General features: G+C 63.7%; 26 protein-coding genes. 11 read left to right on the forward strand and 15 right to left on the reverse strand.

The features are described 5' to 3' along the window. The first annotated feature begins 230 nt into the window (after positions 1-230). Both JKP78_RS13460 and JKP78_RS13465 read left to right on the forward strand, forming a co-directional pair. Positions 231-905 carry a heavy metal response regulator transcription factor gene (locus tag JKP78_RS13460; RefSeq protein WP_186685168.1) on the forward strand — a complete coding sequence of 225 codons (675 nt, stop codon included), beginning with the start codon at positions 231-233 and terminating at the stop codon, positions 903-905. Next, positions 902-2,284 (forward strand): heavy metal sensor histidine kinase, encoded by a 1,383-nt coding sequence (locus JKP78_RS13465; RefSeq protein ID WP_200626802.1) that lies wholly within the window; start codon positions 902-904, stop codon positions 2,282-2,284. The genes JKP78_RS13460 and JKP78_RS13465 overlap by 4 nt, the downstream gene beginning before the upstream one ends. A 66-nt stretch (positions 2,285-2,350) precedes the next feature. Here the strand turns inward: JKP78_RS13465 and pdxJ are convergent, their stop codons facing one another. From pdxJ to rpoE, 10 genes are all read right to left on the reverse strand, one after another. After that, positions 2,351-3,073, reverse strand: a complete 723-nt coding sequence (gene pdxJ, locus JKP78_RS13470) for a pyridoxine 5'-phosphate synthase (protein WP_234454622.1) — start codon at positions 3,071-3,073, stop codon at positions 2,351-2,353. A 61-nt stretch (positions 3,074-3,134) separates the two neighbouring features. Next, on the reverse strand, positions 3,135-3,818 hold the full coding sequence (gene recO / locus JKP78_RS13475; protein ID WP_015271594.1) for a DNA repair protein RecO: 684 nt from the start codon (positions 3,816-3,818) through the stop codon (positions 3,135-3,137). 167 nt (positions 3,819-3,985) lie between these two features. Beyond that, positions 3,986-4,888: a GTPase Era gene (gene era, locus JKP78_RS13480; RefSeq protein ID WP_015271595.1), complete on the reverse strand. Its 903-nt coding sequence runs from the start codon at positions 4,886-4,888 to the stop codon at positions 3,986-3,988. Further along, a complete protein-coding gene (rnc, locus tag JKP78_RS13485) occupies positions 4,881-5,570 on the reverse strand; it encodes a ribonuclease III (RefSeq protein ID WP_003258487.1) in 690 nt (229 codons plus the stop codon). The genes era and rnc overlap by 8 nt, the downstream gene beginning before the upstream one ends. Positions 5,571-5,731: 161 nt before the next feature. After that, positions 5,732-6,586 carry a signal peptidase I gene (gene lepB / locus JKP78_RS13490; RefSeq protein ID WP_003258486.1) on the reverse strand — a complete coding sequence of 285 codons (855 nt, stop codon included), beginning with the start codon at positions 6,584-6,586 and terminating at the stop codon, positions 5,732-5,734. A 5-nt stretch (positions 6,587-6,591) separates the two neighbouring features. Next, complete coding sequence (gene lepA, locus JKP78_RS13495) at positions 6,592-8,391, reverse strand: translation elongation factor 4 (RefSeq protein ID WP_200626804.1); 1,800 nt, start codon at positions 8,389-8,391, stop codon at positions 6,592-6,594. Between the two features lie 182 nt (positions 8,392-8,573). Continuing rightward, a complete protein-coding gene (locus JKP78_RS13500; protein WP_442793995.1) occupies positions 8,574-9,974 on the reverse strand; it encodes a DegQ family serine endoprotease in 1,401 nt (466 codons plus the stop codon). 220 nt (positions 9,975-10,194) lie between these two features. After that, positions 10,195-11,157, reverse strand: coding sequence for a MucB/RseB C-terminal domain-containing protein (locus tag JKP78_RS13505; RefSeq protein WP_186685178.1), 963 nt, complete (start codon positions 11,155-11,157; stop codon positions 10,195-10,197). 12 nt (positions 11,158-11,169) lie between these two features. Next, positions 11,170-11,760, reverse strand: coding sequence for a sigma-E factor negative regulatory protein (locus tag JKP78_RS13510; RefSeq protein WP_186685180.1), 591 nt, complete (start codon positions 11,758-11,760; stop codon positions 11,170-11,172). Between the two features lie 31 nt (positions 11,761-11,791). Continuing rightward, positions 11,792-12,373, reverse strand: a complete 582-nt coding sequence (gene rpoE, locus JKP78_RS13515; protein ID WP_003252049.1) for an RNA polymerase sigma factor RpoE — start codon at positions 12,371-12,373, stop codon at positions 11,792-11,794. 433 nt (positions 12,374-12,806) lie between these two features. On the opposite strand from rpoE, the gene nadB reads away from it, so the two are divergent. Further along, complete coding sequence (gene nadB, locus JKP78_RS13520; RefSeq protein ID WP_170032065.1) at positions 12,807-14,411, forward strand: L-aspartate oxidase; 1,605 nt, start codon at positions 12,807-12,809, stop codon at positions 14,409-14,411. Between the two features lie 117 nt (positions 14,412-14,528). Here nadB and JKP78_RS13525 read toward each other — a convergent pair whose 3' ends face one another. Both JKP78_RS13525 and JKP78_RS13530 read right to left on the reverse strand, forming a co-directional pair. After that, positions 14,529-14,987: a protein YgfX gene (locus tag JKP78_RS13525; protein WP_200626806.1), complete on the reverse strand. Its 459-nt coding sequence runs from the start codon at positions 14,985-14,987 to the stop codon at positions 14,529-14,531. Beyond that, complete coding sequence (locus tag JKP78_RS13530) at positions 14,971-15,225, reverse strand: FAD assembly factor SdhE (protein WP_170032071.1); 255 nt, start codon at positions 15,223-15,225, stop codon at positions 14,971-14,973. Before JKP78_RS13530 ends, JKP78_RS13525 begins: the two co-directional genes overlap by 17 nt. A 134-nt stretch (positions 15,226-15,359) precedes the next feature. On the opposite strand from JKP78_RS13530, the gene ygfZ reads away from it, so the two are divergent. After that, positions 15,360-16,301: a CAF17-like 4Fe-4S cluster assembly/insertion protein YgfZ gene (ygfZ, locus tag JKP78_RS13535; RefSeq protein ID WP_186685184.1), complete on the forward strand. Its 942-nt coding sequence runs from the start codon at positions 15,360-15,362 to the stop codon at positions 16,299-16,301. Positions 16,302-16,356: 55 nt separating this feature from the next. Continuing rightward, the gene (locus JKP78_RS13540; RefSeq protein ID WP_170032077.1) at positions 16,357-17,163 is read left to right on the forward strand and encodes an HDOD domain-containing protein; all 807 of its coding nucleotides are present in this window, start codon (positions 16,357-16,359) and stop codon (positions 17,161-17,163) included. A gap of 65 nt (positions 17,164-17,228) precedes the next feature. On the opposite strand, the gene JKP78_RS13545 is transcribed toward JKP78_RS13540, so the two are convergent. Together JKP78_RS13545 and JKP78_RS13550 are read right to left on the reverse strand one after the other, a co-directional pair. Then, a complete protein-coding gene (locus JKP78_RS13545; protein ID WP_186685186.1) occupies positions 17,229-18,608 on the reverse strand; it encodes a sensor histidine kinase in 1,380 nt (459 codons plus the stop codon). Continuing rightward, on the reverse strand, positions 18,601-19,272 hold the full coding sequence (locus tag JKP78_RS13550; protein ID WP_170032083.1) for a response regulator: 672 nt from the start codon (positions 19,270-19,272) through the stop codon (positions 18,601-18,603). The genes JKP78_RS13545 and JKP78_RS13550 overlap by 8 nt, the downstream gene beginning before the upstream one ends. Before the next feature lie 199 nt (positions 19,273-19,471). Here JKP78_RS13550 and JKP78_RS13555 point away from each other — a divergent pair, with 199 nt between their 5' ends. The 5 genes from JKP78_RS13555 (at position 19,472) to JKP78_RS13575 (ending at position 24,978) form a co-directional block, all read left to right on the forward strand. Next, the gene (locus JKP78_RS13555) at positions 19,472-20,761 is read left to right on the forward strand and encodes an OprD family porin (protein WP_186685187.1); all 1,290 of its coding nucleotides are present in this window, start codon (positions 19,472-19,474) and stop codon (positions 20,759-20,761) included. 60 nt (positions 20,762-20,821) lie between these two features. After that, positions 20,822-21,802 (forward strand): Bug family tripartite tricarboxylate transporter substrate binding protein, encoded by a 981-nt coding sequence (locus JKP78_RS13560; protein WP_170032089.1) that lies wholly within the window; start codon positions 20,822-20,824, stop codon positions 21,800-21,802. 175 nt (positions 21,803-21,977) lie between these two features. Continuing rightward, on the forward strand, positions 21,978-22,436 hold the full coding sequence (locus tag JKP78_RS13565) for a tripartite tricarboxylate transporter TctB family protein (protein WP_170032092.1): 459 nt from the start codon (positions 21,978-21,980) through the stop codon (positions 22,434-22,436). A 3-nt stretch (positions 22,437-22,439) separates the two neighbouring features. Beyond that, positions 22,440-23,954 (forward strand): tripartite tricarboxylate transporter permease, encoded by a 1,515-nt coding sequence (locus JKP78_RS13570; protein ID WP_186685188.1) that lies wholly within the window; start codon positions 22,440-22,442, stop codon positions 23,952-23,954. After that, the gene (locus JKP78_RS13575) at positions 23,947-24,978 is read left to right on the forward strand and encodes an AbrB family transcriptional regulator (RefSeq protein WP_200626807.1); all 1,032 of its coding nucleotides are present in this window, start codon (positions 23,947-23,949) and stop codon (positions 24,976-24,978) included. The genes JKP78_RS13570 and JKP78_RS13575 overlap by 8 nt, the downstream gene beginning before the upstream one ends. A gap of 54 nt (positions 24,979-25,032) precedes the next feature. Here the strand turns inward: JKP78_RS13575 and ung are convergent, their stop codons facing one another. Then, positions 25,033-25,725 (reverse strand): uracil-DNA glycosylase, encoded by a 693-nt coding sequence (ung, locus tag JKP78_RS13580; RefSeq protein ID WP_186685190.1) that lies wholly within the window; start codon positions 25,723-25,725, stop codon positions 25,033-25,035. Positions 25,726-25,851: 126 nt separating this feature from the next. On the opposite strand from ung, the gene JKP78_RS13585 reads away from it, so the two are divergent. Next, on the forward strand, positions 25,852-26,958 hold the full coding sequence (locus JKP78_RS13585) for an enoyl-CoA hydratase/isomerase family protein (RefSeq protein ID WP_170032104.1): 1,107 nt from the start codon (positions 25,852-25,854) through the stop codon (positions 26,956-26,958). The last annotated feature ends 10 nt before the right edge of the window (positions 26,959-26,968 follow it).

Consider the following 26,968-nt stretch of genomic DNA (forward strand, 5'->3'; position numbering starts at 1 on the left):
TGCAATCTGGCCTTCCGACACCGCCTGTTCGCGGCTGACTCCCGCTTCAGGGGTGACACTGCAAGAGCGGGTATACGGCGAAAAGGCCGGAACAGACAGCCAGATAACAGCAGAATTACAAATCCGTCATCTGCGCCGCATGCCCTTGCTCATGCCGTAACATCCTGTCGCTTGACCCTGATGTCACTACAGGGTCGACAATCGCCCCCTTTATCCAACCGAGCCCGCTCATGCGCCTACTGATCATCGAGGACGAACTACGTACCGCCGACTATCTGCAACAAGGCCTGCGCGAGAACGGTTACATTGTCGACTGCGCCCACACCGGCACCGACGGCCTGCACCTGGCCCGCCAGCAGCCCTACGACCTGGTCATCCTCGACGTCAACCTGCCCGAACTCGATGGCTGGACCGTGTTGCAGCGGCTGCGTGCCGAATCGGCCACGCGCATCATGATGCTCACGGCTCATGGCCGCCTGGCAGACCGGGTCAAGGGCCTGGACCTGGGCGCTGACGACTACCTGCTCAAACCCTTCGAATTCCCTGAACTGCTGGCGCGCATTCGCAGCCTGCTACGGCGCAACGACCAGCAACTGCAGCCCAGCACCCTGCGCGTCGCCGACCTGGAGCTGGACCCCGGTCGCCACCGCGCCTACCGCGCCGGACAGCGTATCGACCTGACTGCCAAGGAATTCGCCCTGCTGCACCTGCTGATGCGCCAGACCGGCGAGGTGCTTTCGCGCACCCAGATTATCTCACTGGTATGGGACATGAACTTCGATTGCGACACCAACGTGGTCGAGGTTTCCATCCGCCGCCTGCGAGCGAAGATCGACGACCCGTTCGACAACAAGCTGATCCACACCCTGCGCGGTGTCGGCTACGTGCTCGAGGCACGCTTTTGAACAACGCCAGCCTGTCATTGCGCCTGGGCCTGGGCGTGACACTGATGGGCGCCGCGCTGGTGTTGCTGCTGGCCTGCCTGGCCGTGTTCGCGCTGGATCACGAGCTGGACAGCCGCGCACGCAAGGACCTGGCGCGCAAGATGCTGCAGGTCGAGCACAATTTGCGCGTCGACCTGCGCAGCGAAGACCTGGGTGCGCGCGCCCATCCGCTGCTCGACTTGGTGATGGGGCACGATAACCTCAGCCTCAACGTACTGGCCATCGAAGGGCGCCACCCGCACCTGCTGAGCCTCGGCCCGGCCCTGGAATCACGCATCGGCGAGCTGGGTACCGGCACCCGCCTGGCCTTCCACACCTGGCGCGACAGCAACGGCAACCAGCTGCTCACCGTGACTCGCCTGATGCGCCTGCGTGACGACACCCCGGTCAAGGTGATGATGACGCTCAACCGTGCCGACGATAACGCCCTGCTGCAAGCCTACCTGCAGTCCACCTTGTTCGCGTTGCCGCTGCTGTTGCTGCTGATCGGCGCGGGTGCCTGGTGGCTCATGCAGCGTGGCCTGAAGCCGTTGCGACACTTTCGGCGCATTGCCGGGCAAGTGTCGGCCCAGGACCTGCAACATCGCCTGCCTGCCAGCGGCCTGCCGCTGGAACTGGCGGAGCTGGCCGGCAGCATCAACGTGATGCTCGACCGTCTCGATCAGGGCGTGAGCCAGCTGTCGCAGTTTTCCGACGACCTGGCCCATGAACTGCGCACACCGATAGGCAATCTGATGGGCAAGGCGCAAGTGACCCTGGCGCGTGAACGGGACAACGCCAATTACCGCGAAGTGCTGGAAGACAGCATTGAAGAGCTGACCCGGCTCAACCGCATCATCAACGACATGCTGTTTCTCGCCCAGGTCAGCGAGCCCCAGGCCCAGGTTCCGCTCAAGCCCATGGCCCTGGCCGACGAAACAGTGCGGGTAGTCGAACTGTTCGCCTTCAGCGCCGAGTTGAAAGAGGTTGAATTGCGCGTCCAGGGCTGGGGCACGGCGATGGCGGATCGGCTGATGTTTCAACGGGCATTGTCGAACCTGTTGAGCAATGCCATTCGCCATTGCCCTGATGGCACGTCCGTGGAACTGCGCATCGAGCGGCTGGATAGTGAAGTTCGGCTGTCAGTGGAGAACCAGGGGCCTGGCATTACCGCAGAACACCTGCCGCGCCTGTTCGAGCGGTTCTACCGGGTGGGCTCGGGGCGCTCGCGGCTGGAAGGCGGAACAGGACTGGGGCTGGCGATCGTGAAGTCGATCATGCAGCTGCATGGCGGGCGGGTCGAGGTCAGCACCAGCCCCATGGGGCCTACCCGCTTTACCCTGGTGTTTCCTGCCGGATGATCGGCTGGCCGTGCTGGCCTCTTCGCCGGCTTGCCGACGAAGAGGCCGCTACAGGCTACCCGAGGATCAGCGCGAAGCCGCCACAATCAGCGCCTTCATCTCGGCGACCGCGGCCTTGAAACCGACGAACAGGGCGTGCGCTACCAGCGCATGGCCGATATTCAGTTCATTGATACCCTTGATCGCCGCTACTGCCTCGACATTGTGGTAATGCAGCCCGTGGCCGGCATTGACGATCAGCCCCTGGCCCAAGCCAAACGCCACGCCATCGACAATACGCTTGAGCTCTTCGGCCACTTCGGTCGGGGTCTGGGCGTCGGCGTAACGCCCGGTGTGCAGCTCGATGGCTGGCGCCCCCACTCGGCGCGAGGCCTCGATCTGCCGCTCGTCGGCATCGATGAACAGCGACACTTCGGCACCGGTACGCGCCAGGCGCTCTACCGCCGCCTTGATCCGCGCCTCCTGGCCCGCCACGTCCAGGCCACCTTCGGTGGTCAGCTCCTGGCGGGTTTCGGGTACCAGGCAGATATGTGCCGGGCGAATCTTCTCGGCAAAGGCCATCATCTCTTCGGTGACGCCCATCTCGAAATTCATGCGCGTCTGCAACACATCCTTGAGCAGCAGCACATCACGCTCCTGGATATGCCGGCGGTCTTCACGCAGGTGTACGGTGATGCCATCGGCGCCTGCTTCTTCGGCATCCAGCGCAGCCTTGACCGGATCAGGGTAACGCGTGCCCCGGGCCTGGCGCAGGGTCGCCACGTGGTCGATGTTAACGCCGAGAAGCATGCGGTTGCTGTGAGTCACGAAAGGCTCTCCTGAAGATTGAGCCCCACAGCATACGTCGTGATCAGCGCTTGCGAAACAGTTCGCGGCTGACCAGTGGTTTTGCCCCCAGGTGAACCGCCAGTGCCTGGCGCATCAGGCGCTTGGCGGCGAGCAAGGCACCTGGGGCATCCCAGTCGGCTTCGGCCAGGGCCAGCAGTTCGGTGCCGCGGAACAGCCCGGGTTGCACCAGCTCGACCCGCTCCAGGCCGGCGTCCACACGCAAGCGGTACAGGCCATCGACCGCGATCGCTTGGTCATTGACGTCGTGGTGCAACGAAAACGCGTAACCGAGCTCGTCCAGCAGCCGCCATTCGAAGGAGCGCAGCAGCGGCTCCAGCGGGCGACCGGCGGCCAAGGCTTGCAAGGTCAGGGTGTAGTGCTCGAACAGCGCCGGGAAAGGCGCTTCGGCGGGCAGCAGGCGCATGAGCAGTTCGTTGAGGTACAACCCGCTGAACAGGGCATCGCCATGCAGCCAGGCGGCGATGCCAGCGCTGTCCATGCGCCCGACATTCTTCAGCTCGCCACGCCCGCGCAGCTCCAGTTCCAGCGGCACGAACGGCCGCACCAGGCTGCCGCCCTTGCCGCGCGCCCGGCGCAACACAGCGCGCATGCGGCCCTGCGGGGTGAAGAAGTCCACCAGCGCACTGGTTTCCTTGTAGGCACGGCTGTGCAGTACGTAGGCTGGCTGGCCGACAGGTTGTTCCATGAATGATCACTCGCCCCGAGGGTTGCACTGGCCCATGTAGGAGCGGCCTTGCGTCGCGAAAGGGGCGCGCAGCGGCCCCCCAGATCCCGACTGTTGCATAGATTCTGGGGGCTGCCATGCAGCCCTCTCGCGACACAAGGCCGCTCCTACAGGGAACTGTGCGCGGCCTACAGGTCGCCGTAGCCCAGCGAGCGCAGGGCGCGCTCGTCATCGGACCAGCCGCCTTTCACCTTGACCCACAGGTTGAGCATGACCTTGGAGTCGAACAGCACCTCCATGTCCTTGCGCGCCTCGGAGCCGATGCGCTTGATGCGCTCGCCCTTGTCGCCAATGATGATCTTCTTCTGGCCATCGCGCTCGACCAGGATCAGCGCGTGGATGTGCAGCACGTGGCCCTGCTGCTTGAATTCTTCAATTTCCACGGTGATCTGGTACGGCAATTCCGCACCCAGCTGGCGCATGATCTTTTCGCGCACCAGTTCGGCGGCCAGGAAGCGGCTGCTGCGGTCGGTGATCTGATCTTCGGGGAAGAAGTGCTCGTTCTCGGGCAGGTGCTTGGCGATCTGTGCTTCCAGCGCCTGCAGGTTGTGCCCCTGCTGCGCGGAGATAGGCATCACTTCGGCGTTCGGCAACTGCTCCTGGAGCCATTGCAGGTGCGGGATCAGTTCGGCCTTCTCTTCCATGCGGTCGGTCTTGTTGACCGCGATGATCAGTGGGCCCGTCACGTACTGCACGCGCTCCAGCACCAGTTGGTCCTCGTCGGTCCATTTGGTGCGGTCGACCACGAAGATCACCACGTCGACGTCCTTCAGGGCCGCCGAGGCATTGCGGTTCATGTAGCGGTTCAAGGCCTTGTCATTGGCCTTGTGCATACCGGGGGTATCGACGTAGATCGCCTGCACGTCACCCTCGGTCTTGATGCCGAGCATGTTGTGGCGGGTGGTCTGCGGCTTGCGCGAGGTGATCGCCAGCTTCTGGCCGAGGATGTGGTTGAGCAGGGTCGACTTGCCCACGTTCGGGCGGCCGACAATGGCCACGTAGCCGCAGCGGGTCGGGTTGCTATCAGTCATTGCCATTCTCCACGCCCAGGGCGATCAGTGCAGACGCGGCGGCGACTTGCTCGGCGATACGCCGGCTGACGCCCTGGCCACGGCTCTTGTTGTTCAGCAGCACCACTTCGCATTCGACGAAGAAGGTCCGGCAGTGCGGTTCGCCCTGGATATCCACCACTTCGTAACGCGGCAGCTCACAGCTGCGCGACTGCAGGAACTCCTGCAGGCGGGTTTTCGGGTCCTTGTTGGTATCGACCAGGGTCAGGCCTTCGAATTCATCGGCCAGCCAGGCCAGCACGCGCTCCCGGGCCGTTTCCATGTCGGCGTCCAGGTAGATGGCGCCAATCAGCGCCTCCAGGGCGTCGGCCAGGATCGACTCGCGGCGGAAACCACCGCTCTTGAGCTCACCCGAGCCCAGGCGCAGGTGATCGCCCAGGTCGAAACCACGGGCCAGGCGGGCCAGGGTCTCACCCTTGACCAGCCGCGCGCGCAGGCGCGACAGCTGGCCTTCGCGGGCCTGCGGAAAGCGCTCGAACAGCGCTTCGCCGGCGACGAAGTTGAGAATGGCGTCACCGAGAAACTCCAGGCGCTCATTGTTGCGCCCGGCGTAGCTGCGATGGGTCAGTGCCAGGAGCATCTGGTCCTGGTTCTTGAAGGTATAACCGAGCTTTCGCTCCAGACGGGCAAGGGGAGCACTCATGCAGCCACCCGTTCGTTGTTCAACGCGTTGTTCAAATCAACATCCTGAAAGACTGTTTGGCTGTGGCCCGCCGCGATGTGCGACGAATCTCCCGATCCCTGAGAACACAGCCTATGTCAGAAATGCATTCGGCGCTGCCTGCAGGCCAGCGCCGATGGGTATCAATGGATCAGACCGACCCGCGACAGGTTGGGCAGGTGGCTGAGCTTGGGCTCTGGCCAGCTCATCCACACCGCGAAGGCCTTGCCGACGATGTTCCGGTCGGGAACCATGCCGTGCAGTTCCTTCGGGATGTTCGGGTCATCCCAGTAACGGCTGTCGTTGGAGTTGTCGCGGTTGTCGCCCATCATGAAGTAATGGCCTGCCGGCACGGTCCATTGCTGGTCCGGCGGCATGCGATAACGGCTCATTTCCTTGCGAATCAGGTGTTCGGCCTCGCCGAGCTTTTCCTTGTACAACTCGGCGCTGCCCAAAGTGCCCGGCTCGGTGCCCACCAGTTGTTCGGCAATCGGCTGGCCGTTGACGAACAACCGCTTGTCGCTGGTGTAGCGCACTTGGTCGCCCGGCAGGCCGACCACACGCTTGATGTAGTTGACGTTCGGGTCGCTAGGGTAGCGGAACACCATCACATCACCGCGTTGCGGGTCACCCACCTCGATGACCTTCTTGTCGATCACCGGCAGGCGAATGCCGTACGAGAACTTGTTCACCAGGATGAAGTCGCCCACTTCCAGGGTCGGTTTCATCGACCCCGAAGGGATCTGGAACGGCTCGACCAGGAACGAACGCAGCACCAGCACGATGAACAGCACCGGGAAGAACGACTTGCCGTACTCGACCAGCAACGGCTCCTTGCCCAGGCGCTCGACCACCGCCATCTCGGGCTGGCTGACGCTGCCCTGGTAGTTGGCGATTGCCGCACGCCGGCGCGGGGCCAGGAACAGCAGGTCGATCAAGCCCAGCAGGCCGCAGACGAAGACGGCGATGACTAGCAACAGCGGGAAATTTAGCGACATAGGACCTAGCTATCCAACCTGAGCACGGCGAGGAAGGCTTCCTGTGGAATTTCCACGTTACCCACCTGTTTCATGCGTTTCTTACCGGCCTTCTGCTTCTCCAGCAGCTTCTTCTTACGGCTGACGTCGCCACCGTAGCACTTGGCCAGTACGTTCTTTCTGAGCGCCTTGACGGTTGTCCGCGCAATGATCTGGCCGCCGATAGCTGCCTGGATCGCCACGTCGAACATCTGCCGAGGGATCAGTTCCTTCATCTTTTCGGTCAACGCACGGCCCTTGTAGGCCGCGTTGTCGCGGTGCACGATCAAAGCCAAGGCATCGACCTTGTCGCCGTTGATCAGTACGTCCAGCTTGACCAGATTGGCCGACTGGTAGCGATCGAAATGATAGTCCAGCGAAGCATAGCCGCGGCTGGTGGACTTGAGGCGGTCGAAGAAGTCCAACACCACTTCGTTCATCGGCAGGTCGTAGCGCACCTGCACCTGGCTACCGAGGAACTGCATGTCGCGCTGCACGCCACGCTTCTCGATGCACAGGGTGATGACGTTGCCCAGGTGTTCCTGCGGCACCAGGATGGTGGCGGTGACGATCGGCTCGCGGAAATCGGCGACCGCCGAGACGTCCGGCAGCTTCGACGGGTTGTCGACGGTGATGGTCTCGCCGGTTTTCAGTTCCAGCTCATAGATCACGCTTGGCGCGGTGGTGATCAGGTCCAGGTCGTATTCGCGCTCCAGGCGCTCCTGGATGATCTCCATGTGCAGCATGCCGAGGAAGCCGCAACGGAAGCCGAAGCCCAGTGCATCGGAGCTTTCCGGCATGTATTGCAGCGAAGAGTCGTTCAGGGTCAGCTTCTGCAGGGCATCGCGGAAGTCTTCGAAGTCGTCGGAGCTGACCGGGAACAGGCCGGCGTAGACCTGCGGCTGGATTTTCTTGAAGCCTGGCAGCACTTCGACTTCAGGGGTCGAGGACAAGGTCAGGGTGTCACCAACCGGGGCACCGTGGATGTCCTTGATGCTGGCGATGATGAAGCCCACTTCGCCGGCCTTCAGGTCGGCGGTCTGGGTGTGCTTCGGGGTAAACACGCCCACGCTGTCGACCAGGTGCACCTTGCCGGTGGACTTGACCAGGATCTTGTCGCCTTTCTTGACGCGGCCATGGCGCACGCGCACCAGCGAGACCACGCCCAGGTAATTGTCGAACCAGGAGTCGATGATCAGCGCCTGCAGCGGCGCGTCGATATCGCCTTCCGGCGCGGGGATGGTCTGCACCAGGCGCTCGAGCACCTCGTCCACGCCCATGCCGCTCTTGGCACTGCAGGCCACGGCGTCGGTGGCGTCGATACCGATGATCTTCTCGATCTCGTCCTTGACGCGGTCCGGGTCAGCCTGGGGCAGGTCCATCTTGTTCAGCACCGGCATGACTTCCAGGCCCTGCTCGATGGCGGTGTAGCAGTTGGCCACGGACTGGGCCTCGACGCCCTGGCCGGCGTCAACCACCAGCAGCGCCCCCTCACAGGCCGCCAGCGAGCGCGAAACTTCGTAGGTGAAGTCGACGTGGCCGGGGGTATCGATGAAGTTCAGCTGGTAGACCTTGCCGTCCTGCGCCTTGTAGTTGAGCGTGACGCTGTGGGCCTTGATGGTAATACCGCGCTCGCGCTCCAGGTCCATGGAATCGAGCACCTGGGCTTCCATTTCGCGTGCCGACAGGCCACCGCACATCTGGATGAAACGGTCGGCCAGCGTCGACTTGCCATGGTCGATGTGGGCGATGATGGAGAAATTGCGGATATGACTCAAATCACTCACGGGTCAACACTCGAAAAGGCTGCGAGCCGGACGCCCGCCGAAAAATAGCCGGCAATTGTACCTTAAGCCGCTGGGATATGGGAGATTCCTCTGTCCGACTGTACACAGCATTTGCGCCCTGCACTTGTGAACACTCATGAAAAAGGGCAGCCAAAGCTGCCCTTTCGCCGTAGCCAGGCTGCTTATTCAGCCAGCTTGAAGGTAATGAAGCTCGCACGGCCCTGACGCAGCACACGCATCGACACCGAACGGTTCTTCGGCAGCTCCTTGGCAATTTCGGTGAATTCCTTGGCCGAGCCGATGGCCTGGTTGTTCAGGTGGCTGATGATGTCACCTGGACGCAGGCCGATCATTGCAGCCGGGCCATCCTGGACTTCCTTGATCACCACACCGCCTTTCAGCTCCAGGGATTTCTTCTGCTCGGCGGTCAGGTCGGCCACCGATACACCCAGGCGGTTGCTGCTGCGCTCGGCACTGCCTTCGACACCGGTAGCGATCTCAGCATCGTCGTCGGGCAACGCACCAACACTGATGTCAAGGGTCTGGCGCTTGCCGTTGCGGATGATCTCCAGCTTGGCCTTTTCGCCATCCTTGAGGCTGCCCACCAGGTGCGGCAGGTCTGCCGACATGATGATTGGCTGGCCGTTCATGCTCAGGATCACGTCACCGACCAGCAGGCCGCCCTTGGCCGCCGGGCCGTTTTCCAGCACCTGGGCTACCAGGGCGCCAGCCGGTTTGTCCAGGCCGAAGGACTCAGCCAGGTCCTTGTTGACCTCCTGGATCACCACACCCAGCCAGCCACGACTGACCTTGCCGTCTTTCTTCAGCTGGTTGGAAACATCGATCGCCACATCGATCGGAATGGCGAACGACAGGCCCATGAACCCACCGGAACGGGTGAAGATCTGCGAGTTGATACCCACTACCTCGCCGTTCATGTTGAACAGCGGGCCACCGGAGTTGCCCGGGTTGATGGCCACGTCGGTCTGGATGAACGGCACATAGGTGTCGTTGGGCAGGGTACGGCCCTTGGCACTGACGATACCTTTGGTCACCGAGTGGTCGAAGCCGAACGGCGAACCGATGGCCAGCACCCACTCGCCCACTTTCAGCTTCTCGGAATCCCCCAGCTTCACGGTTGGCAGGTTCTTGCCCTCGACCTTGAGCAGGGCCACGTCGGTGCGTGGGTCGGTGCCGACCAGCTTGGCCTGCAGCTCGCTGCGGTCCGACAGGCGGACGATGATCTCGTCGGCATCGGCCACCACGTGGTTGTTGGTCAGCACGTAGCCATCGCTGGAAATGATGAAGCCCGAACCCAGCGATTGAGCCTCGCGCTGGCGGTCACCGCGCGGCGAGCGTGGCTGCTGCGGCATGTTGCGCTCGAAGAACTCGCGGAACATCGGCGGCAGGCCTTCCAGGTCAGGCATCTCACCGGCGGCCATGCGGCGGTCCGGCAGCTTCTGCTTGGTACTGATGTTGACCACGGCTGGCGAGGCCTGCTCGACCAGGGTGGTGAAGTCCGGCAGGGCTTCCTCGGCCTGGGCGGTGAGCACCTGGCCGAGCATCAGCACGGCGGCGAACATCGATAGGTAGGATTTCAAGCGTGGTATTGACATACGGCTCCCGTCACAACGAGCGGTAGTTTAGAAAGGCCCTGCCCAAAGCAGGAAAGGCCAGGCTCCAAGAAGCCTGACCTATAGAAAATTTGCCGAAGGATTGCAAATGACAATGCTTTAATTTCATTTCAGGCGCCTGTCCGCTCGCCTTGGCACAGCCGACATGCCTGCCCGGCAAGGCGCGCAATCACTGGCGCGCCTGGGCGTCCTGGGGGCGCATGGACAGCGCCACGCGCTCCGCGGTCCCCAGCGGAATTTCGCCGACCACGGTGACCATCACCTTGCCCTTGGGCGTGTTCAGCCGCCGCGATACCGCCGAGGTCGGGCCAAGCTGGGTGCGCATGTCGGTCCCACCGTCATCGCTTACCGGCTCCAGAAACACCGAGAAACGCGCCAGGCCATCGTCATACATCAGGCTGCTGACCACACCACCTTGCTTCGGATCACGGCGCACCGAACTGTTGACCAGCTCGAACCCTGGCGGCAACCAGTCCGAACGCCAGCCGGCAACCTTGTCATTGGCCACGGCAGCCACACGCTGCACGGGCTTGCAGGCAGCACTGGCGCGCAGGTCCTCATCGCTGGGCACGGCGGTATCGAGACGGGTCATCTGGAAGCGTTCGAGCAACTGCCCCTTGTCGTTGATCATCAACGAGCGCAGCGGCAGCCCGGTGGCGCGGTCCAGATGCATTTCGAAGGCATAGCGGTGCTGGTCACGCGGGTTGAGCGTCACGATCACGGCATCGCGCCCGGCGACACGCGACTTGCCCGCCACGCTCAAATCGTACCAACCCATCAGTTTCAGTGGATCAAGCACACGCTGGGCAGCGTCCGCAGGCGGCGTCACACCGTTGGCCAAAGCCCCGCTGACGCACTCTACCTTGCCATCCACGCGCACGATTTCCTGGGCCGCGCCATCGAGCTGCAGGAGCCGCTCGCTGACCTTGCCATTCTCAACCTTGTGCCAGATCTCGTGGGAGGAGAAGCTGCCGTTACGTTCGTAGACAAAAGAGCCTTGGTAGCTCTGCTTTTGCTCGGCCTGTGCCAGCTTGTTCAACCACTCGCCTGCTTCGGGCGATGAGTTGGCCGCCAATGCTGGCACCGTCATGCAGCTGCCAATCAGCAGCGACAGGAGAGGTAGCGCGCGCATGATCCTCCTTACTTAACGGTTTTCCAGGCTTGCGGCGCGGGCATACGGCAATGCGGTTTCAGTGCCCTTGAGCGCGGATTCCTGGGCATGCTGGCGCAGATAGCCCGGCAGACGCTGATCCCAGCCGGCCTGGTTCTGCAGCACGCCGTTGGCCATCGGCCCGGTCGGTTGCTCACTGCTCTCACTATAGCCTGCCAAAACGGCCGGGCCCTGTGCTTGTGGCACGGTCACGCCTTGCTGGGCAGGTTGCTGGGCTGCGAGCTCGGCGCCAGTGATCTCGTCCTGGTTGTACATGCGTACACCGGCCAGCACCGCGACGGTAACCGAGGCAGCCACCGCCAGGCGGCCAATGCTGCGCCATGGGCCCTTCTTGACCTTGGCCGGCACGGCTTCGTCAGCCAGTGCTGCAGAAACCGCCGCCGCAATATCCAGGTTCGGCAGCAGCAGCTCCTTGTGCATGGCTGCACGGGCGACCTGGTAGCGCGACCAGGTGGCACGGGTTTCAGTATCGTCGACGGCATTCAATACCCGACGCAGTTCAAGCTCGTCCGCTTCGTTATCCATTACCGCGGACAGCGATTCCTGCAAAGCTTCACGACTCATGGCGGTTCCTCTCTTGGCTGTCGCCGCTGTCTCAGGTTTCCTGCAGCAAAGGTTGCAGGGCTTTGTCTATGGCCTCCCGAGCGCGGAAGATTCGAGAGCGCACGGTACCCACCGGACATTGCATGACACTGGCAATGTCTTCGTAACTCAGTCCATCGAACTCGCGCAGCGTCAGGGCCGTGCGCAGGTCTTCCGGCAGTTGCTGGATGGTGCGATGGACAGTGCCTTCGATTTCATCCCGCAACAACGAGCGCTCTGGGGACTCGAGATCCTTGAGACCATGATCGCCGTCGTAAAACTCCGCATCCTCGGAGCTCACATCGCTGTCTGGTGGCCGTCTTCCACGGGACACCAGGTAGTTCTTCGCCGTGTTGATGGCGATGCGGTAAAGCCACGTATAGAACGCGCTGTCGCCGCGGAAATTGCCAAGCGCACGGTAGGCCTTGATGAAGGCTTCCTGTGCTACATCCTGGGCCTCGTGGGTATCGTGAACGAACCGCACGATCAACCCGAGAATCTTGTGCTGATACTTCAGCACCAACAGATCGAACGCTCGCCTGTCGCCGCGTTGAACACGCTCGACAAGCTGCTGATCCTCTTCCTGGGTTAGCATGAACACTCCTCAGTGAACTCGAAGGAGCGTTGCAGCAGCCATCGATCAGGCTTGCAACCATAGACTCGGGCTTTGCGCAAAAGTTCTCCCCTCCAAGCAAGTTTCCTGCAGCCCTTGGTCGGCTTGCACGAAAGACGCTGCACGGTCACGGCCGGCTACGTCGATAATCAGGTTTCGAGTACGCAGGGACAGCCTGGACAGGCCTGCCGCCCTGCGTCGCCGCGGTAAATTGTGGCGTACGGGCAGCCTTCATAGGATTTCCAGCGTTATCGGAAAGTTCCCACAAGGTTGTCGCCACCAGGCAAGTGGCATGGAAATTGGCCACCTTGGGCTGCTATAAAGGCAACCCGGCCAGCCTTAACGATAGTTTCACAATGCCATCGGCGCGTGACTATTGTGCCGCGCCCCTTCCGAAGAATACTAGTGTCCCGACATGAGCCAACAATTCCAACATGATGTCCTGGTGATCGGCAGCGGTGCCGCCGGTCTCAGCCTGGCACTGAACCTGCCCAGCCACCTGCGCGTCGCCGTGCTCAGCAAGGGCGACCTGGCCAACGGCTCGACCTTCTGGGCCCAGGGCGGTGTAGCAGCGGTGCTGGACAATAGCGATACCGTGCAGTCGCATGTCGAGGACACCCTCAACGCTGGCGGTGGCCTGTGCCATGAAGAGGCGGTGCGCTTTACCGTCGAGCACAGCCGGGAAGCCATCGAATGGCTTATTGAACAAGGCGTGCCGTTTACCCGCGATGAACACTACAGCGTCGACGATGGTGGCTTCGAATTCCACCTGACCCGCGAAGGCGGCCACAGCCACCGGCGCATCATCCATGCTGCCGACGCCACCGGTGCCGCCATCTTCACCACGCTGCTGGCCCAGGCCCGCCTGCGCCCGAATATCCAGTTGCTGGAGCAGCGCGTGGCGATCGACCTGATCACCGAACGGCGCCTGGGCCTGCCTGGCGAGCGCTGCCTGGGTGCCTACGTACTCGACCGCAACACCGGCGAAGTGGACACCTTCGGCGCGCGCTTCACCGTGCTGGCCACCGGCGGCGCAGCCAAGGTCTACCTGTATACCAGCAACCCCGATGGTGCCTGCGGCGACGGCATCGCCATGGCTTGGCGCGCCGGTTGCCGGGTGGCGAACCTGGAATTCAACCAGTTCCACCCGACCTGCCTGTACCACCCGCAAGCCAAGAGTTTCCTGATCACCGAAGCCCTGCGCGGTGAAGGCGCCCTGCTGCGCCTGCCCAACGGCGAGCGCTTCATGCCGCGCTTCGACCCACGCGAAGAGCTGGCCCCGCGTGACATCGTGGCCCGCGCCATCGACCATGAAATGAAGCGCCTGGGTGTGGATTGCGTCTACCTGGACATCACCCACAAGCCGGCCGAGTTCATCAAGAGCCACTTCCCCACCGTCTATGAGCGCTGCCTGGCGTTTGGCATCGACATCACCCGCCAGCCGATCCCGGTGGTACCGGCGGCGCACTATACCTGTGGCGGGGTGATGGTGGACGACCGCGGCCACACCGATGTGCCAGGGCTGTATGCCATCGGCGAAACCAGCTTTACCGGCCTGCATGGCGCCAACCGCATGGCCAGCAATTCGCTGCTGGAGTGCTTTGTCTATGGCCGCGCTGCCGCAGCCGACATCCAGGCCTGCCTGGATGAAGTGGTCATGCCCAAGGCCCTGCCCGGCTGGGACGCCAGCCAGGTCACCGACTCGGATGAAGACGTGATCATCGCGCACAACTGGGATGAACTGCGGCGCTTCATGTGGGACTACGTCGGCATCGTGCGCACCAGCAAGCGCCTGCAGCGGGCCCAGCACCGCATTCGTTTGCTGTTGGACGAAATCGATGAGTTCTACAGCAACTACAAGGTCAGCCGCGACCTTATTGAACTGCGCAATCTGGCGCAGGTGGCCGAGCTGATGATCCGCTCGGCCATGCAGCGCAAGGAAAGCCGCGGGCTGCATTACACGCTGGACTACCCGGGGATGCTCGCCGAGGCCAGGGACACCATCCTCAGCCCGATTTGAATCGGCGTCGCGGCCTTCGCGGGCACGCCCGCTCCCACAGAGATCCCGCTGCCTTGCAGCCTTGCGCAGTACCTGTGGGAGCGGGCAAGCCCGCGAAGAAGCCAACTCGGTATGGCTTTATGCCCGGCTCACCCCTGCCCACCTGCGCCGGCTGAACTTCAACCGCACCCGCAAGCGCCGGTGCTCATCGGCCCCCAGCGCATCCCGCGGCACACACTGGCTCTCCCCCACCCATCGCCCCGCCCGCTCGAAACGCAACACCACCAGCGCCGGCAACGCCACGCTGTCGCGGCACAAGCGCACCGGCTGCCAGCCGAGGGCACGGCTGAACACGTGCCAGCCGCGCGCATCACGGCGCAGGCCAGTCACGGCATGCTCATGGGTCAGCAGAATACGTCGGGGGATGGCCCAGCCAGCGTGGGCGATACAGATGGCGGCAACGGCAAGGGCCTGCCAGCCGGACAGCGGGCTCGCCCCTATGGCGAGCCACGCCAGCACCTGGCACACCAGGTAGGCCGTCAGCAGCCGGCGCGAGCCGTGCCAGCGGCACTCGAAACACTCACTTGGGCTGGACACGGTCCAGAATGATGCGGACCATGCGCTGCAGCTCCGGGTCTTCGGACTCGGTGCGCTCCATGAACCAGCCGAACATGTCCTGATCTTCGCAGCTCAGCAGTCGCACGTAGAGTTCGCGGTCAGCCTGGTTGAGCGTGGGATAGACTTCCTGGGTGAAAGGTACCAGCAGGACGTCCAGTTCCAGCATGCCGCGGCGGCTGTGCCAGAAAAGCCGGTTGAGTTCAGTTTGTTCGACCATGGGGCCCTCCTCGAATGGCCCGCCAGTATACAGCCAGGCGAGCGAAGCGACACCGGGCGTTGGTCTAGTCACCTACCTATTTTGTTACCGGCGTTCTATGATGGCCGCCAGTCTTTAAGCCACCGCGATGACCCATGGCCGATTCCGCTTTCTTCTGCCCCCTGTCCCACGAGGGCATCCTCGCCGTCCGCGGCTCCGATGCAGGCAAGTTCCTGCAGGGCCAGCTGACCTGCAACATCAACTACCTCAGCCAGGAACACGCCAGCCTCGGCGCCCGCTGCATGGTCAAGGGGCGCATGCAGTCAAGCTTCCGCATCCTGCCCGAAGGCAACGGCTACCTGCTGGCCATGGCCAGCGATCTGCTCGACGCACAGCTGGCCGATCTGAAGAAATACGCCGTGTTCTCCAAGGCCACGCTGGCCGATGAAAGCGCCGCATGGGCACGTTTCGGTGTGCAGGCTGGCGCTACGGCCTTGCAGGCGCTGGGGCTCGACGTGCCCGCAGCCGCCGGCAGCACCGTCCGGCATGCAGGCCTGATCGCGATCGCTGTTTCGGCAGGCCGCGTGGAGTTGTGGGCGCCCGCCGATGACGCCGGCAGGGTACGCCAGGCCCTGGCCGCCGCCCTGCCGGAAGGCAGCCTCAACGACTGGCTGTTGGGCCAGGTGCGTGCCGGTATCGGCCAGGTCATGGGGCCGACCCGTGAGCTGTTCATTCCGCAGATGATCAACCTGCAGGCCGTCGACGGCGTAAGCTTCAAGAAGGGCTGCTACACCGGGCAGGAAATCGTCGCCCGCATGCAGTACCTGGGCAAGCTCAAGCGCCGCCAGTACCGCCTGGCCCTGGACCAACAGGCCATTCCGGCTCCGGGTGAGGAGATTTTCTCGCCTACCCATGGCTCGTCGGTCGGTGAAGTGGTCCTGGCTGCCAGCACCGGCAGCGGCTGCGAGCTGCTCGCGGTACTCAGTGCCGAAGCGGTGGCCGACGACAACCTGCACCTGGGCAGCCTCGGCGGCCCGCGCCTGCAGGTACTGAGCCTGCCCTATGAACTGGACCGCGACCGGGAAATCCAGCGCTGACCAGCCTGCCCCGCCCTTGTGGCGGGGCCGCACCACCACTGCGGTAGACACGCCCATGAACAAGCTGGCCGAGATGGTTCAAGCACAATTGCTCGAGGCCATCGAAAAGGATGATCTGGTCCTGCCGACCCTGCCCGAGGTTGCCCTGAGCATCCGCGAGGCAGCGGAAGACAGCGAAATCAGCGTAGCGGCCCTGAGCAAGGTGATCGGTCGCGATGCGGCGCTTTCGGCGCGCCTGATCAAGGTCGTCAACAGCCCGCTGCTACGCGCGGCGATCGAAGTCACCGACCTGCACACCGCCATCACGCGGCTGGGTATCAACTACAGCTGCAACCTGGCCATTGGCCTGGTCATCGAGCAGATCTTTCACGCCCGCGCGCCGGCGGTTGAACAGAAGCTACGCGATATCTGGGCCAACAGCCTGGATGTGGCAGGCATCAGCTACGAAATCTGCCGACGCTTTACCCAGCTCAAGCCCGACCAGGCCACCCTCGGCGGGCTGGTCCACCAGATTGGCGCGCTGCCGGTACTGATCTATGCCGAAGAGCACAATGAGCTGCTGTCCGACCCGGTGTGCCTGCATTACGTGATCGAACACATCCAGCCGGTGCTGGGCGACAAGATTCTCAAGGCGTGGGAGTTTCCGGAACAACTGGTCAACCTGCCAAGCCAGGTGCAAGACCTGGACCGGCAGACCGACAGCATCGACTATATCGACATCGTGCAAATCGCCCGCTGCATCAGCCAGCGCGGGCGCCATCGGCCATTGGCGGCGCTGCCCGCCTACCGCCATCTGGGCTTGCCGTTCGGCACCGAGCTGGAAGTGGATGAACTGATCGATGCGCGGAGCATGTTGCGCTGACCGGCGTCGGCCAGTGCCGGCTTCTTCACGGCCAAGCCCGCGAAAGGGCCGGCACAGGCACCTCATCAATCAGCGATGAAACTCACCCGCACCCGCAGGCCGCCCTTGGCGCCATCATGCAGGCTCACCTGGGCCAGGTGCGCCCGGCAGATTTCGCCCACAATGGCCAACCCGAGCCCGCTGCCCTGCGCACTGCGCCGATAGAAGCGCTCGAACACCCGCTCACGCTCGGCCTCGGGGATCCCCGGCCCGTCGTCCTCTACCTCCAGCACGGCGGGCGTCAGCACCCGCAAGATCACGTTGCCGCCCGCTGGCGTATGGGCCAGAGCGTTGTCCACCAGGTTGCTCAACAGCTCGTTGAGCAGCGTCGGTTCACCCTTGAGCCATACTGGTGCTTCGGCTTCCAGGGCCAGCGCCACCCCGCGTTTGTGTGCCAGCGGAGCCATGGCCATGCCCAGTTCGCGCGCCAACTGGCTCAGGTCAAGGCGCTGCGCGCCGCCTTCGGCAATCGCCCGCGCGCCATTCTCGACCCGCGCCAGTGACAACAACTGGTTGGCCAGGTGGGTCAGGCGATCGGTGCCCTGCGCGGCAGATTCCAAGGTCTGCCGCCATACCTGCGGCTCGGACGAGCGCAAGCCCAGCTCGACCCGGGCCTTGAGCGCAGCCAGCGGCGTACGCAACTCGTGGGCAGCGTCGGCAATGAATTGCGCCTGGCGCTCGAACTGGCCGCGCAAGCGTTCGGTGAAGTGGTTCAAGGCCCGTACCAGCGGGCCCAGCTCATGTTGCACCTGCACCACCGGCAAAGCCCGCAGGTCGTCCGGCTGGCGCTCCTCCACCGCCGTACGCAAGCGCTCCAGTGGCCGTAACGCGGCGCTCACGGCAAACCACACCAGTACCAGCGCACCCAGCGCCAGCATGCCCAGGCGTAGCAGGGTATCGGCCATCAAGCCACGGGCCATGCGCACCCGGGCTTCCTCGGTCTCGGCCACGCGGATTTCCGCCATGCCGTTCATGTTGGGTTCGCTCACCGGCTTCAACAGGCTCACCACACGCACGTCCTGGCCCAGGTAGCTGGCGTTGTAGAACCGCGCCAGTGCCGGGTAGTCATCGGTACGTGGCGTGCCCGGTGGCGGCGGCGGCAAATTCTCGTAGCCGGAGATCAGCCGCTGCTGGATGTCCAGTACCTGGTAATAGATGCGACCGGCGCTGTCGTAGGCGAAGGTGTCCAGGGCCACGTAAGGCACGTCGGCACTGAGCGAACCGTCGCGTTGGGACAGGCCTGCGGCAATGGTCCGCGCCGAGGCCAGCAAGGTGCGGTCATAAGCCGTGTCGGCAGCTTCGCGGCCATTCCAGTAGGCGCTCAGGCCGCTGGCCAGCATCAGCACCACCAGCAGCAAGGCCAGGTTGCCGAGCAAGCGCCCGCGCAGGCTGCCGTTGTCACGCATCGCGGTGCTCGAGCAAGTAGCCCAGGCCGCGGAAGGTGACGATGGCAACCGGGTGACCGTCGAGCTTCTTGCGCAGCCGGTGGATATAGATCTCGATGGCGTCAGGGCTGGCCTCTTCATCCAGGCCGAACACCTGGGCAGCCAGTTGCTCCTTGCTCATCACCCGGCCCGGGCGGGCGATCAACGCTTCCAGCACACTCTGTTCGCGCGAGGTCAGGGTGAGGTTGTCGTTACCCAGGGTAAAGCGTCGGGTGTCCAGGTCGTATACCAGCGGCCCACAGCGTTGCTGGCGCTCGCCACCGAGCACGCTGCGGCGCAACAAGGCCTTGACCCGGGCTTCCAGCTCGGTCAGTTCGAACGGCTTGGCGAGGTAGTCGTCTGCGCCAAGGTTCAGGCCGTGGACGCGGTCCTTGACGTCGCTGCGCGCAGTCAGCATCAGCACCGGCAAGGTCTTGCCGCGCCCACGCAGGCGCGCCAGCACCTCGAAGCCGTCCATCCGCGGCAAGCCGACATCCAGCACGGCCACGGCGTATTCCTCGCTGGCCAGGGCCAGGTCGGCGGCCACGCCATCATGCAGCACGTCCACGGTCAGGCCATGGCTCTTCAAGGCCTGGGCCACGCTTTCGGCCAGTTGCAGGTGGTCTTCGACCAGCAGCACACGCATCGGATTCTCCCTGCTCGGGTGGGGCGGTGGCGCGGAGTGTACCGCTGTCGGCAGGCCTGTGAAGCCCCTGTCGACAAACCTTTCACGCTGAAAGGTTAGCGAAAGGTTGATTACCTAGCATCGCACCACGGTCGCCCTTCGCGCCGAAAAAGCACCAGCAAGGTGCAACGAATAAGAACAATAATCGGAGCCATCAGTGATGCTGTCATTGCAGCCGCAGGCGTTCACGCCTACCCGTTCCTTTGCCGCACGCCCTTCCGCCATCGCCAGCGCTCTTGCGCTTGCCGGTGTCGCCCCGATGAGCCAGGCCGCTTTCTTCGAAGACAGCACGGCCACCTTCGAAACCCGCAACATGTACTTCAACCGCGACTTCCGCGACGGCACCAGCGCACAGCAATCCAAGCGCGACGAATGGGCCCAGGGCTTCATCCTCAACTTCGAGTCCGGCTATACCGACGGCACCGTAGGCTTCGGCCTGGATGCGCTGGGCATGCTCGGCATCAAGCTCGACTCCAGCCCCGACCGCACCGATACCGGCCTGCTGCCCACCCATGATGACGGCAAGGCTGCCGACGAGTATTCCAAGCTGGGCCTGACCGGCAAGGTGAAGGTGTCACAGAGCGAACTCAAGATCGGTACCCTGATCCCGGAATTGCCGACCCTGCAGCCCAACGACGGGCGCATCCTGCCGCAAACCTTTGAAGGCGGCCTGCTCACCTCGAAGGAGATCAAGGGCCTGACCTTCACCGGCGGCCGCCTGGACAAGGCCAAGGACCGCAACGACACCAACTGGGAAGACTTGGCCCTGAACAACAAGAACGGGCGCTTCGGCGGCTCGTTCAGCGCCGACAACCTGGACCTGGCCGGCCTCGATTACCAGTTCACCGATCGCATCACCGGCAGCTACCACTTTGCCCAGCTGGACGACATCTATCGCCAGCACTTCATCGGCATGCTCGCCACCCAGCCGTGGGGCCCGGGCACCTTCGGCGCCGACCTGCGCCTGGCCGTGAGCGACGACGCCGGTGCTGCCAAGGCCGGCAACATCGACAACACCACCATCAACGGCATGCTCAGCTATGCCCTGGGCGGGCACAAGGTCAGTGCCGCCTGGCAGCAGCTGTCCGGTGACAGCGCCTTCCCTTACGTCGATGGCGCCGACCCGTACCTGGTCAACTTCGTCCAGATCAACGACTTTGCCAACGCCGACGAGCGTTCCTGGCAGGCGCGCTACGACTACAACTTCGCCGCGCTCGGCGTGCCCGGCCTGACCTTCATGACCCGCTACATCAGCGGCGACAATGTCAGCCGCGCCGCCGGTGGCGAGGGCAAGGAATGGGAACGCGATACCGAAATGAAGTACGTGGTGCAAAGCGGCCCGTTGAAAAACGTTGCCGTACGCCTGCGCAACGCCACCTTCCGCTCCAATTTTGCCCGTGATGCCGATGAAGTCAGGCTGCTGGTGAGCTACAGCGTGGCGCTGTGGTAATCCGATCGCACTAACCCAACAGCGGTAAACCGATAACAACAACGCTTACGGAGATGAACGATGACTTTTTCCCTGCGCCGCCTCGTCCTCGCTACCGGCTGCCTGCTGCTGGCCGGCAACGCCCTCGCTGGCGAACCGAAACGCCCTGAATGCATCGCCCCCGCCTCGCCCGGCGGCGGCTTCGACCTGACCTGTAAACTGGTGCAAAGCGCCCTGGTGCAGGAAAAGATCCTCAGCAAGCCGATGCGCGTCACCTACATGCCAGGCGGTGTCGGCGCGGTGGCCTACAACGCGGTGGTCGCCCAACGGCCGGCTGATGCCGGGACCCTGGTGGCCTGGTCCAGCGGCTCGTTGCTGAACCTGGCCCAAGGCAAGTTCGGCCGTTTTGACGAAAACGCGGTGAAATGGCTGGCCGCCGTCGGTACCAGCTACGGCGCCATCGCGGTGAAGAGCGACTCGCCCTACAAGACCCTCGACGACCTGGTCGCGGCGCTGAAGAAAGACCCGAGCAAGGTGGTGATCGGCTCGGGCGGTACCGTTGGCAGCCAGGACTGGATGCAGACCGCGTTGATCGCCAAGGCGGCGGGTATCAACCCGCGTGACCTGCGCTACGTGGCCCTGGAAGGTGGTGGCGAAATCGCCACGGCACTGCTGGGCGGGCACATTCAGGTGGGTTCGACCGACATCTCCGACTCCATGCCACACATCCAGAGCGGCAATATGCGCATCCTCGCGGTGTTCTCGGAAAACCGCCTGGACGAGCCCGAGATGAAAGACATTCCCACCGCCAGGGAACAGGGCTACGACATCGTCTGGCCAGTGGTACGCGGCTTCTACCTGGGGCCAAAGGTGAGCGACGAAGACTACGCCTGGTGGAAGCAGTCGTTCGACAAGATGCTGGCCTCGGAAGACTTCGCCAAGCTGCGTGACCAGCGCGAGCTGTTCCCGTTCGCCATGACCGGCGAAGAGCTGGACGGCTATGTGAAGAAGCAGGTGGCTGACTACAAGACCCTGGCCCGGGAATTCGGCCTGATCCAGTAAAGCCAACGCCGCTCGCTCTTTGTAGGAGCGGCCTTGTGTCGCGAAAGGGCTGCAAGGCAGCCCCAGCAATTTGCGCAGCGATGCTGAAATCCTGGGGCCGCTTTGCCGCCCTTCGCGACACAAGGCCGCGCCTGCAAAGGATCTGCGTCTTGCCGAAAAACGAGAGGATTCCCTGATGATCCTGCAACGCATCTTCGCCCTGGTCCTGCTGGCGGTGTGTGCCGCCCTGGCCGTGATGGCCTGGCCCTACCAGGCGGCGTTTTCCTATGAGCCGGTGGGCCCGCGCGCCTATCCGTTGCTGATGCTCGGCCTGATGGGCCTGGGCCTGCTGTACCTGGTGTTCCGCCCCACGCCCATCGTGCGCAAGGACGACGAGCCGGAACTGGACCGCGAGACCCTGATCAAGATCAGCGCCTGTGTCGGCCTGTTGATCGTGTTCGCCAGCACCTTCGAAGCCCTGGGCTTCATCCTCAGTGCCGTCCTGATCGGCGTGCCCATGGCCCGCCTGTATGGCGGTCGCTGGCTGCACAGCTTCATCGTGGTGGCAGGCATGAGCCTGTTCCTCTACTGGCTGTTCGACCGCGTGATGGACGTGCCCCTGCCCCTTGGCCTGCTGAGCGTACTGGAGAACTGACACATGGATACCTTGAGCTACCTGGGCCAGGGCTTCGGCGTCGCCCTGTCCCCCTACAACCTGGTCACCGCCCTTACCGGCACGCTGATCGGCACCGTGGTCGGCCTGCTGCCTGGCCTGGGCCCGATCAACGGCGTCGCCCTGCTGATCCCCATCGCCTTCGCCCTCGGCTTGCCGCCGGAATCGGCGCTGATCCTGCTGGCCGCGGTGTACCTGGGCTGCGAGTACGGCGGCCGCATCAGCTCGATCCTGTTGAACATCCCGGGCGAAGCCTCGACCGTGATGACCACCCTCGACGGCTACCCGATGGCCCGCAACGGCTTGGCTGGCGTGGCGCTGTCACTGTCGGCATGGAGTTCGTTCATCGGTGCCTTGATCGCCACCTGCGGCATGGTGCTGTTCGCCCCGCTGCTGGCGAAATGGGCGATTGCCTTCGGCCCGGCGGAATACTTCGTGTTGATGGTCTTCGCCATCGTCGCCCTTGGCGGCATGGCCGGTGACAAGCCGTTGAAAACCTTCATCGCCGCACTGATCGGCCTGTTCCTGTCGGCCGTTGGTATCGACGCCAACAGTGGCGTGTACCGGTTCACCGGGGACAGCGTGCACCTGGCCGACGGCATCCAGTTCGTGGTGCTGGTGCTGGGCTTGTTCTCCATCAGCGAAATCCTCCTGCTGCTGGAAAAGACCCACCATGGCCACCAGGCGGTCAAGGCCACCGGGCGCATGCTGTTCAACCTCAAGGAAGCCGCCTCGGTGTTCGTGGTGAACATCCGCTGCGGCCTGCTGGGCTTCGTCATGGGCGTGCTGCCAGGTGCCGGTGCAACCCTGGCCAGCGCCGTTGCCTACATGACCGAGAAACGCCTGGCGGGCGAAAAAGGCAATTTCGGCAAGGGTGATGCCCGCGGCCTGGCCGCCCCGGAAACCGCCATCGGCGCATCCTGCTGCGGTGCCCTGGTGCCGATGCTGACGCTGGGCGTACCCGGCTCGGGTACCACGGCGGTGATGATCGGTGCACTGACCCTGTACAACATAACGCCCGGCCCACTGTTGTTCGAACAGCAGCCAGACATCGTCTGGGGCCTGATCGCCTCGTTGTTCGTCGCCAACATCATGCTGGTGATCCTCAACATTCCGATGATCCGCATCTTTACCCGCATCCTCGCCGTGCCGAACTGGGCACTGGTGCCGGTGATCGCCATCATCACCGCGATCGGTGTGTACGCGGTGCATGCCACCACCTTCGACCTGTTCCTGATGGTCGGCATCGGCATCATGGGCTACATCCTGCGCAAGCTGGACTTCCCGCTGTCGCCGATCCTGCTCGGTTTCATCCTTGGCGGGCTGATGGAGCAGAACCTGCGCCGGGCGCTGTCGATCTCCAACGGTGAGCTGGGCATCCTCTGGTCGAGCACGATCAGCATGTCGGTATGGGTGCTGACCCTTTGCATGCTGACCCTGCCGCTGCTGCGCAGCTGGCGTAAACGCAGCATGCAACGCCGGGCGATGGCCGATGCCTGACCGTGGGTTGCCGCTGTCTGTCGCGACCGGGCTGGTTGGCCTTGCTGGTGGTTTTGCCGCCAGCCAGGTCGGCTGGCCGTTGCCGTGGATGGTCGGCGCGCTGCTGGCGATCATCCTGGTACGCTGCCTGACGCCCTGGCAACTGCCGGAAATCCCCAACGGGCGCAAATGCGGGCAATGCATCATCGGCATCGGTATCGGCCTGCACTTCACCCCGGCGGTGATCGAGCAAGTGGCCAGCCATTTCGCGCTGATCTTCTTCGGCGCGCTGTTCATCAGCCTGTCCAGCGTTATCAGCGTCTGGCTGCTACGGCGCAGCGGCGAAGACCGCGCAACGGCGTTCTTCGCCAGCATGCCCGGCGGCTCGGGGGAGATGGTCAACCTTGGCGCTCGCAATGGCGCGGTGCTCAGCCAGGTGGCGGCGGCGCAGAGCCTGCGTGTCCTCGCCGTGGTGCTGTGCGTACCGGCGCTGTTCAAGTTTCTGCTGGGTGATGGGGTGCCGATGAATCACACCGGCAGCGTGAGCTGGGGCTGGCTGGCGCTTATCGCTCCGCTGGGGGTGGCCGTTGCGTTGCTCTGGCAGCGCTTGCGCCAACCCAATCCATGGTTGTTCGGGCCATTGCTGGTGGCGGCCACGCTGAGCCTGGCGGGCAACCTGCAGATCGCCCTGCCCCACGGCGCCAGCCAGATTGGCCAGTGGCTGATCGGCAGCGGCCTGGCCTGTCACTTCAACCGGGCATTCTTCCGCCGCGCCCCTTCCTTCCTCCTGCGCACCCTGGTCGCCACTGCGCTGTGCATGGCGATCGCCGCCAGCGCAGCCTGGGGGCTGAGCGTGATGACCGCGCTGGACCTGCGCTCGCTGACCTTGGGCATGATGCCCGGGGGAATTGCCGAGATGAGCCTGACCGCCGAGACCTTGCAGCTGTCGGTACCGCTGGTGACGGCGCTGCAGGTGATGCGGCTGCTACTGGTGCTGTTTCTGGCAGAGCCACTGTTCCGGCTGTGGAGTGCCAGGCCGGAATGATCGTGTCGCTTTCTTCGCGGGCTTACCCGCGAAGAAAGCAACGCGGCCGGTCCATCACAGCGGCGGCAATGCCCAGTTGATCGGGGTCAGCCCGCGCTGTTCGAGGAAGCTGTTGGTGCGGCTGAAATGCCCACAGCCCAGGAACCCGCGGTAAGCCGACAGGGGCGATGGATGCACCGATTTCAGCACCAGGTGCTTGGTCCCGTCGATCAGCTTCTGCTTGCTTTGCGCATGCGAGCCCCACAGCAGGAACACCACGTTCGGGCATTGCTCGCTGACCACCTGGATGATCCGGTCGGTAAACAATTCCCAGCCCTTCTTGGCATGTGACGCTGCATTGGCACGCTCCACGGTCATGGTCGTGTTGAGCAGCAGCACGCCCTGCTCGGCCCAGCTCTGCAGGTAGCCATGGTCGGGAATCGGGATATTCAGGTCACGCTGCAATTCCTTGTAGATGTTGACCAGCGACGGTGGCGTGGCCACGCCCGGCTGCACCGAGAAACACAGGCCATGCGCCTGCCCCGGCCCGTGATAGGGGTCCTGGCCGAGAATCACCACCTTTACCTGGTCCAGCGGCGTCGAATTGAGCGCATTGAAGATCAGCGGCCCTGGCGGGTAGATCTCCTTGCCGGCGGCATATTCGCTACGCAGGAACTCGCGCAGCTGATGCATGTAGGGCTGGTCGAATTCGGCGCGCAACGCGGCCTTCCAGCCGGGTTCGAGTTTGATGCGATCGTCGTCAGTCATGGGGCCTTCCGTAAACAATGGCGCGACACTAGGTAAGCCTTGTGCGCTTGTCAAACGATCCGACCGACGACCGGCATGATCGGCCAGGCAAGCCATACTTGTGCGATGACTTGCGCGAGGTAGTCCATGGCCATTCATTGCGAGGTACTCACCGGCGCCGATGGCGCCCGCATCGGCATCGCCACCCTGGATGCGCCCAAGGCGCTCAACGCCCTGAACCTGCCGATGATCGAAGTATTGGGCGAGCAGTTGCACGCCTGGGCCCGAGACCCCAGGGTCGTCTGCGTGTTACTGCGCGGCAACGGCAGCAAGGCATTCTGCGCAGGGGGCGATGTACGCGCTCTGGCGCACGCCTGCCGCGACCACCCCGGCAGCGTACCACCGCTGGCCGCCACCTTTTTTGCCGCCGAATACCGCCTGGACTTCGCCCTGCACACCTACCCCAAGCCGCTGCTGTGCTGGGGCCACGGGCATGTGCTGGGCGGCGGCATGGGCCTGCTGCAAGGCGCCAATGTGCGTATCGTCACCCCCAGCAGTCGGCTGGCCATGCCGGAAATCAGCATCGGCCTGTACCCGGATGTGGGCGCCAGCTGGTTCCTTGCCCGTTTGCCAGGCAAGCTGGGCTTGTTCCTTGGCCTGACGGGGGCGCCGATCAATGCCCACGACGCCCTTGACCTGGGCCTGGCCGATCGCTTCCTGGGCGAATACCAGCAGGAAGCGCTGATCGAGGAATTGCTGCAATTGAACTGGCAGGAGCAGACCGCGCTGCAACTGAACAGCCTGCTCAAGGCCGAACAGCACCGGGCCTGCGCCGAACTGCCCGAAGCCCAGTGGCTGCCACGACGGCAGGTCATCGACCAGTTGCTCGACGTAGCCGATGCGGCCGCGGCCTGGCGTGCCCTGGAAGGGCTCAAGCACCACGACGATCCGCTGCTGGCCGAGGCCGGCCGACAATTGCATGCCGGTTGCCCGCTGACGGCACACCTGGTGTGGGAGCAGATTCGCCGGGCACGCCACTTGTCGTTGGCGCAGGTGTTCCAGATGGAATACGGCATGAGCCTGAACTGCTGCCGCCACCCGGAATTCAGCGAAGGGGTACGCGCGCGCCTGCTGGACAAGGACAACCAGCCGCGCTGGCACTGGCCGGATGTGGCGCAGGTACCGGCGGCGGTGGTCGAGGCGCATTTTGCCAAGGTGTGGGAAGGCCGCCACCCGCTGGCAGACCTGGATTAGCTTCGAGAGG

This window comes from Pseudomonas sp. LAM2023 (assembly GCF_016620375.1).
Taxonomy (GTDB): Bacteria; Pseudomonadota; Gammaproteobacteria; order Pseudomonadales; family Pseudomonadaceae; genus Aquipseudomonas; species Aquipseudomonas anuradhapurensis.

Coding starts and splice junctions, on each gene's coding strand:
- JKP78_RS13460 (WP_186685168.1), top strand. CDS start 231: ATGCGCCTACTGATCATCGAGGACGAACTACGTACCGCCGACTATCTG.
- pdxJ (WP_234454622.1), bottom strand. CDS start 3,073: ATGCTTCTCGGCGTTAACATCGACCACGTGGCGACCCTGCGCCAGGCC.
- recO (WP_015271594.1), bottom strand. CDS start 3,818: ATGGAACAACCTGTCGGCCAGCCAGCCTACGTACTGCACAGCCGTGCC.
- era (WP_015271595.1), bottom strand. CDS start 4,888: ATGACTGATAGCAACCCGACCCGCTGCGGCTACGTGGCCATTGTCGGC.
- rnc (WP_003258487.1), bottom strand. CDS start 5,570: ATGAGTGCTCCCCTTGCCCGTCTGGAGCGAAAGCTCGGTTATACCTTC.
- lepB (WP_003258486.1), bottom strand. CDS start 6,586: ATGTCGCTAAATTTCCCGCTGTTGCTAGTCATCGCCGTCTTCGTCTGC.
- JKP78_RS13500 (WP_442793995.1), bottom strand. CDS start 9,974: ATGTTCGCCGCCGTGCTGATGCTCGGCCAGGTGCTCACCGCCCAGGCC.
- JKP78_RS13505 (WP_186685178.1), bottom strand. CDS start 11,157: ATGCGCGCGCTACCTCTCCTGTCGCTGCTGATTGGCAGCTGCATGACG.
- JKP78_RS13510 (WP_186685180.1), bottom strand. CDS start 11,760: ATGAGTCGTGAAGCTTTGCAGGAATCGCTGTCCGCGGTAATGGATAAC.
- rpoE (WP_003252049.1), bottom strand. CDS start 12,373: ATGCTAACCCAGGAAGAGGATCAGCAGCTTGTCGAGCGTGTTCAACGC.
- nadB (WP_170032065.1), top strand. CDS start 12,807: ATGAGCCAACAATTCCAACATGATGTCCTGGTGATCGGCAGCGGTGCC.
- JKP78_RS13530 (WP_170032071.1), bottom strand. CDS start 15,225: ATGGTCGAACAAACTGAACTCAACCGGCTTTTCTGGCACAGCCGCCGC.
- ygfZ (WP_186685184.1), top strand. CDS start 15,360: ATGGCCGATTCCGCTTTCTTCTGCCCCCTGTCCCACGAGGGCATCCTC.
- JKP78_RS13540 (WP_170032077.1), top strand. CDS start 16,357: ATGAACAAGCTGGCCGAGATGGTTCAAGCACAATTGCTCGAGGCCATC.
- JKP78_RS13545 (WP_186685186.1), bottom strand. CDS start 18,608: ATGCGTGACAACGGCAGCCTGCGCGGGCGCTTGCTCGGCAACCTGGCC.
- JKP78_RS13550 (WP_170032083.1), bottom strand. CDS start 19,272: ATGCGTGTGCTGCTGGTCGAAGACCACCTGCAACTGGCCGAAAGCGTG.
- JKP78_RS13555 (WP_186685187.1), top strand. CDS start 19,472: ATGCTGTCATTGCAGCCGCAGGCGTTCACGCCTACCCGTTCCTTTGCC.
- JKP78_RS13560 (WP_170032089.1), top strand. CDS start 20,822: ATGACTTTTTCCCTGCGCCGCCTCGTCCTCGCTACCGGCTGCCTGCTG.
- JKP78_RS13565 (WP_170032092.1), top strand. CDS start 21,978: ATGATCCTGCAACGCATCTTCGCCCTGGTCCTGCTGGCGGTGTGTGCC.
- JKP78_RS13570 (WP_186685188.1), top strand. CDS start 22,440: ATGGATACCTTGAGCTACCTGGGCCAGGGCTTCGGCGTCGCCCTGTCC.
- JKP78_RS13575 (WP_200626807.1), top strand. CDS start 23,947: ATGCCTGACCGTGGGTTGCCGCTGTCTGTCGCGACCGGGCTGGTTGGC.
- ung (WP_186685190.1), bottom strand. CDS start 25,725: ATGACTGACGACGATCGCATCAAACTCGAACCCGGCTGGAAGGCCGCG.
- JKP78_RS13585 (WP_170032104.1), top strand. CDS start 25,852: ATGGCCATTCATTGCGAGGTACTCACCGGCGCCGATGGCGCCCGCATC.